The organism is Phyllobacterium chamaecytisi, assembly GCF_020164455.1.
Classification (GTDB): Bacteria; Pseudomonadota; Alphaproteobacteria; order Rhizobiales; family Rhizobiaceae; genus Phyllobacterium; species Phyllobacterium chamaecytisi.
Genome location: NZ_JAIQWW010000021.1, coordinates 36,773 through 48,646 on the forward strand (window position 1 = coordinate 36,773; position 11,874 = coordinate 48,646).

The following is an 11,874-nucleotide window of genomic DNA, read 5'->3' on the forward strand; positions in this document are numbered from 1 at the left end:
TTTGCCAACGGGTTCGAACGTTAAGGATGGTAAAGAGCCATGGTTAACGACTGGCTAACTGATGCAGCTGTATGGTGCTGCGGCGAACAAATATTGGACAGCGGCGAGCAGAGGCGCTAACGGTTGCGGCCATGCAGGCAATAAACGATACCGAACTGGACAAAACCGCAGCCGTCGATTCGGCCAGGCGGACAATTTCAACCGAGAAAGACGGACTGGCCGCGCTGAGCAGTGCGCTGGAAGGTCCTCTGGCCGAGGCGTTTTGCAAGGCGATCGAAATGATTGCCGGAGTGCGCGGACGCATCATCGTCACCGGCGTCGGCAAGAGCGGCCATATCGGCTCGAAAATAGCAGCGACCTTCGCTTCAACGGGTACGCCGGCTTTCTTCGTGCATCCCTCCGAGGCCAATCACGGTGATCTCGGCATGATTGCCGTCGACGATGCCATTCTCGCCATTTCCTGGTCTGGAGACACGGCGGAGCTCAAGGGTATCGTCAGCTATTCGAGGCGCTTTCGTATTCCCCTGATCGCCGTGACCGCGGGCGAGAATTCGGCGCTGGCAACGGCCGCCGACGTGGTGCTTTTGATGCCGCGGGTGACGGAAGCCTGTCCACACGGCCTGGCGCCTACGACTTCGACGCTGATGCAGCTCGCCATGGGTGATGCGGTTGCAGTGGCGCTGCTGGAAGCGCGGGGCTTCACCGCGGGCGATTTCAAGACCTTCCACCCGGGCGGATCGCTCGGCGCAAGTCTCACCCATGTGCGCGAGATCATGCATCGCGGCGACCAGCTTCCGCTGGTGCCGCTCGGCATGCCGATGCCCGAGGCGATGAAGGTGCTGGCAGACAAGCGCTTTGGCTGCGTGGCCGTGCTCGATGACGAGGGGACACTCGCCGGGATCATCACCGATGGCGACCTTTCACGCAATCTGCATCGCAATCTGGCGACGATGACCGTCGATGAGATCATGACGCGGCAACCCAAGACCGTGCCTCCGACGATGCTGGCAAGCGCGGCGCTGGCGCTGCTCAACGATCACAATATCGGCGCGCTGATCGTGACCGAAAAGAATGTCCCGGTCGGGATCGTGCATTTCCATGATTTGCTCAGGATAGGGGCAGCGTGACTCTGTTAGTGCTCAGAATGCTTTAGGTAGGCCAGCTTGTTTTAAAACAGCGTTGGCTGTGTGGCGTTTTTCGATGTTTGAGGGAACGACAAAGAACCGGTTTGTGATCGGACTGCTCCAGTATTCGTGGCTACCCTTAGCCTGGCGTACGAATTTGCATCCGGATTTGCTCAGTAGATCGGTGAGTTCCCGATAAAGACTTGCACCCACGTATTAGAGTGCCTTTGCTATGGGATTATCCTTTTCAATATAAAAGCGGAGGCGAAGCTTCTTTGGATCGCTCACCCAGCCATTCAGAACGGCTATCTCCGGCGCGATCTCCCAGACCCTTTCGAGCAGCTCACCATAGCTTGGTGCTTCCGTGGCTATTGGCAGGTCATCGTTGACGCCGATCCAGACGCCATCTTCCTCGAAAACAGAGACAACAAAGCTTGGTGTTTTGTTCTTCATTGCTTGAGCATATCACAGGCGCGAGCGGTGCAGCAAACAAGACAATAGTCTTATAGCGAGCCTAGACCGCCTCAACCACGAGCGTTCCACGATCGATACCGGTGATACGCACGCGCGTTCCCGCTGCAAGATCGGGTCCCGTCACGCGCCACAGACTATCGCCGACGCGGGCCCGGCCACGGCCGTTGACCGTTGCCTCTTCCAGCGTCACCACCTGTCCAATCAGCTGTTCGCCACGCCTGTTGAGCAGCGGTTCGTCCGATTCGACATCCGTTGCGCCGATCAGCCTGCGGCCGATAAAGACGGCGATGACGGAGAGGATCAGGAACAGGATGACCTGAATCTGCCAATGCATCCAGGAGGTATCGCCAAACAGGATGGCGATTCCGCCAACGATGAGCGCTGCGATACCGAACCACAGGAAGAATATCCCCGGCGCTGCTACTTCAAGGATCATCAGGACCAGCCCGAGAACCACCCAGTTCCAGGGTCCAAGCTCGGAAAACAGGCGTTCCAGCATCTAAGCGCCTCCTCTCGCCAGGATCATGAATTTGACCCGGTGCCCGGAACGCTGCGGCCGCGTGCGGGTGGTGTCGACGGGGTGGTGGGGCTTGTCGCAGCATTGTCGCCAAACACCTCACGGGCAATCGCGCCGATACCGCCGAGCGAGCCGATGAGAGCGGACGCTTCCATCGGCATCAGGATGACCTTCTGGTTGGGGCTGGTGGCAAACTTGCCAAATGCCTCGGTGTATTTCTGTGCCACGAAATAGTTGAGCGCCTGCACGTTGCCGCCGCTGATTGCGGCAGAAACAAATTCCGTCGCCTTGGCTTCGGCCTCGGCCAGACGCTCACGGCCTTCGGCTTCGCGGAAGGCGGCCTCGCGCCTGCCCTCGGCTTCGAGGATCTGCGCCTGCTTGAGACCTTCGGCACGCAGGATCTGCGCTGCCCTTGTGCCTTCCGCTTCAAGCACGACGGCGCGTTTATCGCGCTCCGCCTTCATCTGGCGTCCCATCGAGTCGAGGAGGTCCTGCGGTGGATTGATATCCTTGATCTCGACGCGCGTCATCTTGATGCCCCATGAATGCGCAGCTTCGTCGACGACCCGTAACAGGCGATCATTGATCGTATCGCGATTGGACAGGAGCTCGTCGAGAACCATGGAGCCCATGACGGTACGAATATTGGTCATAGTCAGGTTGAGTATGGCATTCTGCAGCCCGCTGACTTGATAGGCCGCCTGTGGCGCATTGAGGATCTGGTAGAAGGCGATGCCATCGACGGCGATGTTGGCATTGTCCTTGGTGATGACTTCCTGGGTCGGAACGTTCAGCACCTGCTCCATCATGTTCAGCTTGGCGCCGATACGATCGAAGAACGGCACGATGAGGTTGAGGCCGGGCGCAAGGGTGCGCGTGTATTTGCCGAAGCGTTCGATCGTATAGTTGTAGCCTTGCGGCACTGTCTTGACGCCCGCAAACAGAACCACAAGTACGAGAACGACAAGTACTGGTATCGTGAAGTCAAAACCGCTCATTTATGGCCTCCCCTGGCTGACCTCATGGGCAGCGTCAATAAGATATGGATCGTTATGCCGGTAGCTCACAACTACGCTGCAGATTTATGCGGCGCGATCACCTCGATGTCCTGCTCGAGCCGCTCCTTGGCGATGTCGAGATCGTATTTCATCTGGAGGTTCAGCCACAACTCTGCGGAGGTTCCGAAATAACGGGCGAGTCTTAGTGCTGTTTCCGGTGTGATGGCCCGCTTGCCATGCACAATTTCGTTGATGCGCGGGCGGGTAACGCCGATAGCCTTGGCCAATGCATAAACGGAAAGATTCATGGGAATCAGAAAATCCTCGCGCAGAATCTCACCGGGGTGGGGAAGTGTAAGGTCAAATCGTTCTTTCGCCATCATAATTGCCTCCTCCATTCATGATGGCCGCATAGTCACGGCCCCCCGCGAAGACATTTACGATCCATACCGTATCATTTTCTACGCGATAGAGAATGACAGCGCTCCTTTCGAATGGCACGAGCCTTATGCCGACAGACAGATCGTCTCGCTTAACGCCACCCAATGGAGCATTCCCTACTTTTTCGCATCGATTGTAGATGCGGTCAGTGAACCGAATTGCGGTTACTACGTCGCCACTTTTATGGAGAACATATTCGAATATTCCGTCAAGATCAGCTATCGCTTCTGGGCGATACTCGACCGGAAAACGCCTCACGTGCTATTTGACTGTCTGATGTTTTGCGTAAAGATCGTCAAGATGATGTCGAGCTTGTTTGCTCGACAGATTTGGTCGCGGATCGTTCAATGATCGTTGAATCCTTGCGCGAATCGCAGCCATGCGCTCGGAATGTTCTTCCTCTTGCCGCAACAACAAGCGCATGGCCTCCCGCAATACCTCACTTGTAGACGCATAGGAGCCTGCCTCAACGCGGCTCTTAATAGCGTTCACCATTTCCGACGGTAATGTAATGCTGAGTTTTTCGACCATAGCCAATGTCCGATGCGTTTCCTCTTTATGGTAGGATGAAATCCCACCAATGCCAAGGCAAACTTTCGTATCAGACCCAGCCCTGCAATTCGCGGCGGACAAGCGTCTCGATGACCTTCATGCCTTCGTCACTATCGTTGAGGCAGGGGATATGGGTGAAGTTGACGCCGCCATTGTGATGGAAGATTTCGGCGCCTGCGACCGCGATTTCCTCTAGCGTTTCGAGACAATCCGAAACGAAACCCGGGTTGAAGACAGCAACGGATTTGACGCCTTCCCTGGCGAGTTTCTCCAATGTCTTGTCCGCGTAGGGTTGCATCCATTCTTCAGGGCCGAAACGCGACTGGAAACAGGTGATCAGCTTGTCCTCGCTCCAGCCGAGCCGCTCGCGCAGTAGCCGCGTCGTCTTCCAGCAATGGCAGGGGTAGGGGTCGCCGCGCTTGAAATAGCTCTGCGGTATGCCGTGATAGGAGGCGATCAGCACCTCCGGTTCGAAATCAAGCGTCGCGTAGTGCTTTTCAATGGAAGTCGCGAGGGCATCGATATAGACGGCTTCGTCCTGATAGGAGGGAACAGTGCGCGTTGCGGGCATGAAGCGCATCTTGATCAGCGCTTCGAAAAACTTGTCGTTGACCGTCGCGGTCGTCGTTGCCGAATATTGCGGATAGAGCGGAAACATCAGGATGCGCTTGCAACCCTGCTTGTCCAGCCGCTCCAGCGCCTGCTCAATCGACGGCTGACCATAGCGCATACCCCAATCGACGACGATCTCAGAATGCGAGGCAAGCGCCGCGCCGAGCTTTTCACTCTGCGAACGCGTGTAGGTGCGCAAGGGAGATTCGTTGCGCTCGCGGTTCCAGATCTTGTCATAAAGTGCGCCGGATTTCTTCGGGCGGGTGTTGAGCACAATGCCGTAGAGAACCGGCAGCCAGATGGCACGAGGCCACTCGATGACGCGCTTGTCCGAAAGAAATTCCTTCAGATAGCGCCGCATTGACGTTTTGTCGGTGCCGTCCGGCGTGCCCAGATTGACGAGGAGAACGCCGATCTTCGATGTTTCGATGTGCGGATGGTCTTCCGGCTTTTTTACCGCCGACAGATCACCTCCCGAAATTGCCATATGCAACACTCCACTTCTGGGCGTGGAACCCAGGTTCTGTTGATATTCGCGCCATGACGGCCTGCAAATGGCGCTTTTCTACGATCCGGTGCTTATGAACCCAAAAGTTCACTCCGCTCCGGTTCTCGAAAATCACCATTTTCGGCGCGTCCTGACCTCGAATCTCAACAGAACCTAATCAGGACGAGGCTGATTGCAAGAGTGCGAAAGGCCACATGTCGAGTAGTCTTTTTCAAGAATAAGTCATCAAAACAGCAACATGCTGATTTCGCAGGCACAAGGACAGCATTTTTGCCTTCTTTGCCGGCTCACGGACAGCGCTTTCAACTGGCACAGAACTTGCGTTGAATTATTCGTTCTTGTTCATCAGACGAAGGAAGCGATTTCCATGGCCAGCAATTCGCATGCGACACCCCCCACCCTCGTCATTACAGGCGCTCACCCGCAGCTCTACAGCCTGGATCTGGCACCCACAGCACCGGAAGGGCGCACCTGGGGCGCGTTCAGCCTGTTCGCGATGTGGATGTCGGACGTCCATTCCGTTGGTGGTTACACGTTTGCAGCAAGCTTGTTCTTCCTCGGCTTGACTGGTTGGGAAGTGCTCATCTCCATGATTGTCGGCATTACCGCAGTTTATTTCCTGATGAACCTCATAGGACGGCCATCGCTGAAATACGGAATCCCGTTCCCGGTCGCCGCGCGCATGTCCTTTGGCGTCATGGGTGCAAATCTTGCTGCCGTCTTGCGCGGCATCGTCGGGATCGTCTGGTACGGTGTACAGACCTATTTTGCCTCCAAGGCGGTCCAGGCGTTGGCGATAACGCTTTACCCCGCGGCTGCGGATTATACGCACAACGACATATTCGGCCTATCAACACTCGGTTGGCTCAGCTTCCTTTTCATGTGGATATTCCAGCTTCTGATCTTTCTGCGAGGCATGGAATCAATTCGCAGATTCATCGATTTCTGCGGACCTGTCGTCTATGTTGTGATGTTCGCGCTCGCACTCTGGATCCTCTCACAAACCGGTTTTTCCAGTCTTTCGCTGCAGCTCGCGCCTCCAGCCGAGGGCTCATCGCTGACCCATATGGCGAATGCGTCGATGCTGATCGTGGCATATTTTGCGGCACTCTTGCTTAACTTCGGTGACTTTTCGCGGTTCTCGCGGGACGAAAGAGCCATGAAGGTCGGCAATTTCCTTGGACTTCCGGTCAACTTTATCGTGTTCGCCATCATCGTCGTGATTGTCACTGCAGGAACGGTGCAGGTCTTCGGCGAAGCGATCCTCGATCCAGTGGCGATTGTCGAGCGAATCAACAATCCGTGGGTTGTCATTCTTGGCTCGATTACCTTCATCGTGGCAACAATGGGCATCAATATCGTCGCCAATTTTGTCTCGCCTGCCTATGATATCGCCAATCTCTTTCCCGAGAAGATCAACTTTCGTCTCGGAGGACTGATCACATCGATCCTTTCGGTGCTGGTCTGCCCCTGGTTGTTCGTATCCAGTCCCCACGCGATCACCATTTTCGTCAGCATTTTCGGCGCGGTGCTTGGCCCGATCTTCGGCATCATGATTGCCGATTATTACCTGGTGAAGCGGCAGCAGGTCGTGCTCGAGGACCTCTATACCATGTCTCCGGAAGGCTCGCTCTATTTCGACGGCGGCTGGAACAGCAGGGCGCTGATCGCTTTGGCGATCTCCAGTGTATTCTCGATCGGGCTTTCGGTGCTTGGTGCGACCGGCATGATTCCCAATGGTGGCGATTGGGGCTGGCTGCTCGGTGCTGTGGCGGGTGGTGCCGTGCACTATGTGCTGATGCGCAAGGTGCTTGGCGCGGTGCCGGTCGCAGCCAACGCCTGAGCAAAGGGTGAGGGGGCGAGCCACGGGTCTCGCCCGCCTTCGGCCCCCCACAAGGGGGAGATAGGCGGCATGGCTGTGCGAACTTCTGGCTCTAAATGGCCGGGACTTTCATTTGGGCGCCGATCGGCAGCTTCATTACCTTCATGTCCGGATTGGCTTCGGCGAGCTTCTTCCATTCGTTACCTTTGCCGTAGACCTCTTCGGCAATATCCCAGAAATTGTCCCCGCGCTTGATCGTATAGGAATCAGGATGGTGGTTGGCTGCTGAAGCAGCAGCCGCTGTTTCAGCAGGCTTGGTGACTTCTGGAGTCTTTGGAACCGTTGCGGGTTCCGAAGATTTGGCTTCAGCGGAAGCGCCGGGAGCCAGAACGGAAATGCGACCGTCCGTGTATGGCTTGTACGGTGTATGCTTTGCCAGATAATCGGCGAGAACCAACTCGAGTCCGGGACCGTAGTCATAGGCGTTGACGGCGTTCGTCGAGAAGATCTTGTAGCCGTCGCCGCCAGCACGCATGTAATTGTTGGAGACCACGCCATAGGTGGCCTCGACGTCGATCGGCCGCCAGTTTTCACCCTGCTTCACCTGAACATCGGATATGCGGCTGCCCACCGGTTTCGATACGTCGAAGGCATATTTCAACCCTGCAACCTGCGGGAAGCGCCCGGCGCCCTGATCGATCTGGCTCACGCCATTTTCCAGCGCCGCGACGACATCGGAACCGCGCAGCTGGAAGGTCGCGAGTGTGTTCTGGAACGGCAGTACCGTCAGCACTTCGCCCATGGTGACGTCGCCCGCATCGATGGAAGCGCGCAGACCGCCGCCATTGATGATGGCGATGGTGACGCCCTGTCCCCTGACGCGGTCCAGCATGGCATCGGCCACAGCGTCGCCCATGCTGCACTCCTTGAAGCGGCAAACCTCACGCGCCGCTTCGATGACGCCGGTGGATTCGCCTACTTTGCGTGACTTCAGTTCTTCGAGAGGCTTGGCAAGTTCCTTGACGCGGGCAACAAAGGCCGGGTCCGGTGTGACGGAGGAATCGAGCAGGATCGGCGCGCCCTCGCTCTTCGTCACATTGCCATCATCGTCGAAGGTCACTTTGAGTTCGCCGAGGTATTTCGAATAGGATTTCGCCTGGACGATAGATACATCGCGGCCGGAAGGATTTTTGACAAGTGTCGGGTAGGGGCCAAGCGCTTCCGGATCCGTGTTGGACAACAGGGTATGGCTGTGGCCGCCGACGATCACATCGATGCCGTCGACCTTGGCTGCGATTTCCTTGTCCTTCAGATAGCCATCATGGTTGAGCGCGATGATCTTGTTGACGCCTTCGGCCTTCAGTGTCTCAACGAGCTTTTTCAACGTCTCGACTTCGTCGGCAAATTTGACATCGGGCCCCGGGCTGGAGATTTCTGCCGTGTCGGTGGTGAGGGCGGAGATGATGCCGATCTTCTGGCCGCCGATTTCCTTGATGATATAGGGCTTGAATTTGCCGGCGATGGGCGAATCCGGCGCAGCTTCGGTGTTACTGGAAATGACCGGGAATTTCACCTTGTCGAGGAACTTGGCCAGCGTGACCGGCGTATCGTCGAACTCGTGATTGCCGAGTGCCATGACATCGAAGCCGATGCCGTTCATAAACTCGGCCGTGTCATCACCCTTGTAGGTCGTATAGAACAGCGAACCCTGGAACTCGTCGCCCGCATCGAGCACGATGACATTGCCGCCATCCTTGGACAGGGCGGCGCGACGCTCATCGATCTTGGCCCTGACGCGGGCAATGCCGCCGAAGCACTCGTTCTTGCTCTCTTCTTCGGCCGAGCAGGTGGAATCATATTTGTTGATCGACTCGATGCGCGAATGCTGATCGTTGATGTGCAGGATATTCAGCGTGTAATCCGCCATCGCCACGCCCGCTGTCATGCCAAGGGCTGAGGTGGCTAGCAGAATTGTGGATATTATTCTTGGCATGGAGAGCTCCGTCGTTTTGAGCGTGATGCTGTCATGGCTACTTGGCGCCATTGTGACAAGGCAATGGGTTCATCACTTCACGGAGTGCTGCCTTCCGAGTCAAGCCTAAGGCTGTCGAAGAAGGAGGCACTCGACATGTGGAGACTGCGACTGCCTGGATTTAACCCACTTGCGGGGAGCGGCGCGTCAGCGAGAATTGCTGGCCCGATGACGACGTGCAATTCAGCTGGGCGGCGTTGACAAGGGCGCAATTGACCTTGGACTGGGTTCCACGGGCGAGCGAACGCAGGTTGATCTCGATCAGGTTTGCAGAGGCGAAACGATAATTGCCCTCGGCCAGCTTTTCCTTGGTATCGTTGGCGCGCGTTTCGAACGCCCCGTTATTGAAATTGGAGAAAGCAACCCCCGACGTGTCGAACCATTGACCCTGCACGGCGTCAGTTGGACGCGTCGTCTGCGCAGGACCACCCTCCTGAACGCCGCCGCTCATGCAGCCGGAGAGGATCAGGGCCAGTGTTGCTGTGCCGGTGGCAACCGAAAAGCGTTTCATCCAGACAATCTCCCAATGGATCTCGTTCTTTAAATGCCGTGAAAATCAAGCAAAAACAAGACCTAAGTTTAATTGTAAATTCGAAGGATCGGTGGTTTTTCGTGATTGCGGGTGGCGAGATACGCGGGGGCCAGTATGAATGATGAGTTCAATGACCATGAACTGGTCGAGCAACTGCGGAAAATGTCGGAAGAGCGGATCAAGGACGAGATTAGTCTGGAAAAGATGCACGCCAACGAACTGGCCAAATATAAAGCAGCCGCTGCCGATCGTATGTCCACTGCAGCAATCGCCGTCGGTTTTTTGGTCCAAGTGCCGCGATCGTCCTCAACCCGGATATAATGATAAAGATCGACATTGGTCGCAGCCTATTGCTGGTGTTTGCCACGTGCATTTGGTTCGTGCTATTTTCGGCACTGCATAATTTGGGCAGATTGATATTGAGGAAGGAGTTGGAGTAATGCTGACCTACGCCATTTTCTCCTTTGTCATATGCTTGACTGTCGGCGTAGGATCATGGGCTTACAGTGAGTGGGATTATAAAAGATCATTGCCACGCCGTGCCAAATTGAAGCTCATGCAGGCGGAACTGGAAAAACGGCGTACCGCACGTCCTACGCCCGCTGAATAACTTCCAAACATTGTTCTGTTTTCGGCCGAAGTCCCTCCCGCAAGAAGGAGGGACTTGATCAACTTACCGCACCAGGATGTTGCGGAACTGCCAGGGGTCCTCAAGATCGAGGTTTTCCTTGAACAGGCCCGGCCGGTTCTCCAGGGGAGTCCAGTCTGTGTAGTGACCCTTGAGCGGACCGAGATAGGGTGTCTGGACTTGAAGGCAGCGGCGGAAATCCATCTCGTCGGTTTCGACGATACCGGCGTCGGGATTTTCCAACGCCCAGACCATGCCGGCCATGACCGCAGACGAGACCTGGAGACCTGTCGCGTTCTGATAGGGAGCAAGCTTGCGTGCTTCCTCGATCGTCAGCTGCGAACCATACCAGTAGGCATTCTTGTCGTGGCCATAGAGCAGCACGCCTAGTTCATCGGCACCGTCGACGATCTCGGATTCGTCGAGCACGTGCTGGATCGCCTGCGGTTGACCGGCTGCGCCGAACATTTCGTCGAGCGATAGTGTCGCGACATTGGCAGGGTGGTAGGCGTAGTGGCATGTGGGCCGGTAGGCGGCCTTGCCCTTCTTGTCCAACACCGTGAAGAAATCCGCGATCGAGATCGCCTCATTGTGCGTGACCAGCAGGCCAAATTGTGCGCCTTCTGTCGGGCACCAGGTGCGGATGCGGGTATCGGCGCCGGGCTGTTCAAGGAAGATCGCGGCCTTGCTGCCTTTCTTCTGCTTGCGGGCATTCTTCGGCATCCACTTTTCGTGAGTGCCCCAGCCAAGCTCGGCCGGTTGCAGGCCTTCGGAGATAAAGCCTTCGACCGACCACGTGTTCCAGAAGGCACCGAAAGGCTTCGGCTCGCCTGCGCGCTGCGTATCGCGCTCGGCAATATGGATACCCTTGACGCCGACCTTGTCCATCAGGCGGGCCCAGCTCTCGCGATCCGTGCGGGCGGGCTCGTTGTGGTCGACGTTCAGGTCTCTGGCAAGGTCAAGCACAGCCTGCTTGACAAACCACGAGACCATGCCCGGATTGGCGCCGCAGCACGAAACCGCAGTCGGACCACCGGGCTTCTTCTTCTTTTCTGCGAGCAGCGTCTGGCGCAGCGCATAATTGGTGCGGTCGGCATTGTCGAGGTCGTTTGCATAATAGAAGCCCGGCCAAGGCTCTATAACCGTATCGATATAGAGCGCGCCGACTTTGCGGCACTGGCGCAGAATATCAACCGACGATGTATCGACAGAAAGATTGACGCAGAAGCCTTGTCCGCCGCCTTCGGTGAGAAGCGGCTTGAGCAGCGTCTTGTAATTTTCTTTTGTGACGGCTTCCTGAATGAAGCGTATGCCGCGCTCGTCGAGCAGTTTCTTGTTGGCATCGCTGGGATCGACAACGATCAGGCGGGATTTATCGTATTTGAAGTGGCGTTCGATGAGGGGCAGGGTACCCCGTCCGATGGACCCGAAACCAATCATCACGATCGGACCGGTAATTTCTCCATGTACAGGCCATTGAGCCTTCGCCATTTTTTTGTTGCTCCTAATTTTGATCTCCATCAATGAGGGCGGCGGACTAAATACCCGCCTCAAAGAAACCATAGAGCATAGACGTGACAAAGAGCAAACAACCAGTTGCTCTTTTATGGTGAAATTCCGAACTACTGTTAATT

At 56.2% G+C, this 11,874-nt stretch carries 14 protein-coding genes; 3 read left to right on the forward strand and 11 right to left on the reverse strand.

Translation table 11 applies throughout. The annotated features are described in order from the left end of the window. Nucleotides 1–131: 131 nt before the first annotated feature. Nucleotides 132–1,127 carry a KpsF/GutQ family sugar-phosphate isomerase gene (locus LB462_RS25305; protein ID WP_114430226.1) on the forward strand — a complete coding sequence of 332 codons (996 nt, stop codon included), beginning with the start codon at nt 132–134 and terminating at the stop codon, nt 1,125–1,127. Nucleotides 1,128–1,139: 12 nt separating this feature from the next. On the opposite strand, the gene LB462_RS25310 is transcribed toward LB462_RS25305, so the two are convergent. The 8 genes from LB462_RS25310 to hemH all read right to left on the reverse strand — a co-directional run bounded on the left by LB462_RS25310 (nt 1,140) and on the right by hemH (nt 5,205). Further along, entirely contained in the window at nt 1,140–1,337 is a 198-nt protein-coding gene (locus LB462_RS25310; protein WP_224513757.1) for a type II toxin-antitoxin system HicA family toxin, read from the reverse strand. A gap of 3 nt (nt 1,338–1,340) precedes the next feature. Further along, the gene (locus LB462_RS25315; RefSeq protein WP_224513759.1) at nt 1,341–1,577 is read right to left on the reverse strand and encodes a DUF1902 domain-containing protein; all 237 of its coding nucleotides are present in this window, start codon (nt 1,575–1,577) and stop codon (nt 1,341–1,343) included. Between the two features lie 61 nt (nt 1,578–1,638). Further along, entirely contained in the window at nt 1,639–2,097 is a 459-nt protein-coding gene (locus tag LB462_RS25320; protein ID WP_224513761.1) for an NfeD family protein, read from the reverse strand. Between the two features lie 23 nt (nt 2,098–2,120). Then, nucleotides 2,121–3,113: an SPFH domain-containing protein gene (locus LB462_RS25325; protein ID WP_224513763.1), complete on the reverse strand. Its 993-nt coding sequence runs from the start codon at nt 3,111–3,113 to the stop codon at nt 2,121–2,123. Nucleotides 3,114–3,184: 71 nt separating this feature from the next. After that, complete coding sequence (locus tag LB462_RS25330; RefSeq protein ID WP_224513765.1) at nt 3,185–3,496, reverse strand: HigA family addiction module antitoxin; 312 nt, start codon at nt 3,494–3,496, stop codon at nt 3,185–3,187. Beyond that, a complete protein-coding gene (locus tag LB462_RS25335; protein WP_224513766.1) occupies nt 3,474–3,812 on the reverse strand; it encodes a type II toxin-antitoxin system RelE/ParE family toxin in 339 nt (112 codons plus the stop codon). Before LB462_RS25335 ends, LB462_RS25330 begins: the two co-directional genes overlap by 23 nt. A gap of 3 nt (nt 3,813–3,815) precedes the next feature. Beyond that, the gene (locus LB462_RS25340) at nt 3,816–4,085 is read right to left on the reverse strand and encodes a type II toxin-antitoxin system ParD family antitoxin (RefSeq protein WP_224513767.1); all 270 of its coding nucleotides are present in this window, start codon (nt 4,083–4,085) and stop codon (nt 3,816–3,818) included. A 70-nt stretch (nt 4,086–4,155) separates the two neighbouring features. Next, entirely contained in the window at nt 4,156–5,205 is a 1,050-nt protein-coding gene (gene hemH, locus LB462_RS25345; RefSeq protein WP_224513769.1) for a ferrochelatase, read from the reverse strand. Between the two features lie 388 nt (nt 5,206–5,593). Here hemH and LB462_RS25350 point away from each other — a divergent pair, with 388 nt between their 5' ends. Continuing rightward, nucleotides 5,594–7,069 (forward strand): NCS1 family nucleobase:cation symporter-1, encoded by a 1,476-nt coding sequence (locus tag LB462_RS25350; RefSeq protein WP_224513771.1) that lies wholly within the window; start codon nt 5,594–5,596, stop codon nt 7,067–7,069. 91 nt (nt 7,070–7,160) lie between these two features. Here the strand turns inward: LB462_RS25350 and LB462_RS25355 are convergent, their stop codons facing one another. Together LB462_RS25355 and omp10 are read right to left on the reverse strand one after the other, a co-directional pair. Then, nucleotides 7,161–9,041 carry a bifunctional metallophosphatase/5'-nucleotidase gene (locus LB462_RS25355; RefSeq protein ID WP_224513773.1) on the reverse strand — a complete coding sequence of 627 codons (1,881 nt, stop codon included), beginning with the start codon at nt 9,039–9,041 and terminating at the stop codon, nt 7,161–7,163. Nucleotides 9,042–9,201: 160 nt separating this feature from the next. Further along, nucleotides 9,202–9,591: an outer membrane lipoprotein Omp10 gene (omp10, locus tag LB462_RS25360; protein WP_112531683.1), complete on the reverse strand. Its 390-nt coding sequence runs from the start codon at nt 9,589–9,591 to the stop codon at nt 9,202–9,204. Nucleotides 9,592–9,726: 135 nt separating this feature from the next. Here omp10 and LB462_RS25365 point away from each other — a divergent pair, with 135 nt between their 5' ends. Further along, the gene (locus LB462_RS25365) at nt 9,727–9,933 is read left to right on the forward strand and encodes a hypothetical protein (RefSeq protein ID WP_224513775.1); all 207 of its coding nucleotides are present in this window, start codon (nt 9,727–9,729) and stop codon (nt 9,931–9,933) included. A 352-nt stretch (nt 9,934–10,285) separates the two neighbouring features. On the opposite strand, the gene LB462_RS25370 is transcribed toward LB462_RS25365, so the two are convergent. After that, complete coding sequence (locus LB462_RS25370; protein ID WP_224513777.1) at nt 10,286–11,731, reverse strand: homospermidine synthase; 1,446 nt, start codon at nt 11,729–11,731, stop codon at nt 10,286–10,288. Nucleotides 11,732–11,874 lie beyond the last annotated feature (143 nt).

What these genes read in the sequence shown, in the direction of transcription:
- LB462_RS25315 (WP_224513759.1), bottom strand. Translation starts at nt 1,577, where the DNA reads ATGAAGAACAAAACACCAAGCTTTGTTGTCTCTGTTTTCGAGGAAGAT.
- LB462_RS25365 (WP_224513775.1), top strand. Translation starts at nt 9,727, where the DNA reads ATGAATGATGAGTTCAATGACCATGAACTGGTCGAGCAACTGCGGAAA.
- omp10 (WP_112531683.1), bottom strand. Translation starts at nt 9,591, where the DNA reads ATGAAACGCTTTTCGGTTGCCACCGGCACAGCAACACTGGCCCTGATC.
- hemH (WP_224513769.1), bottom strand. Translation starts at nt 5,205, where the DNA reads ATGGCAATTTCGGGAGGTGATCTGTCGGCGGTAAAAAAGCCGGAAGAC.
- LB462_RS25305 (WP_114430226.1), top strand. Translation starts at nt 132, where the DNA reads ATGCAGGCAATAAACGATACCGAACTGGACAAAACCGCAGCCGTCGAT.
- LB462_RS25350 (WP_224513771.1), top strand. Translation starts at nt 5,594, where the DNA reads ATGGCCAGCAATTCGCATGCGACACCCCCCACCCTCGTCATTACAGGC.
- LB462_RS25320 (WP_224513761.1), bottom strand. Translation starts at nt 2,097, where the DNA reads ATGCTGGAACGCCTGTTTTCCGAGCTTGGACCCTGGAACTGGGTGGTT.
- LB462_RS25370 (WP_224513777.1), bottom strand. Translation starts at nt 11,731, where the DNA reads ATGGCGAAGGCTCAATGGCCTGTACATGGAGAAATTACCGGTCCGATC.
- LB462_RS25325 (WP_224513763.1), bottom strand. Translation starts at nt 3,113, where the DNA reads ATGAGCGGTTTTGACTTCACGATACCAGTACTTGTCGTTCTCGTACTT.
- LB462_RS25330 (WP_224513765.1), bottom strand. Translation starts at nt 3,496, where the DNA reads ATGATGGCGAAAGAACGATTTGACCTTACACTTCCCCACCCCGGTGAG.
- LB462_RS25355 (WP_224513773.1), bottom strand. Translation starts at nt 9,041, where the DNA reads ATGCCAAGAATAATATCCACAATTCTGCTAGCCACCTCAGCCCTTGGC.
- LB462_RS25340 (WP_224513767.1), bottom strand. Translation starts at nt 4,085, where the DNA reads ATGGTCGAAAAACTCAGCATTACATTACCGTCGGAAATGGTGAACGCT.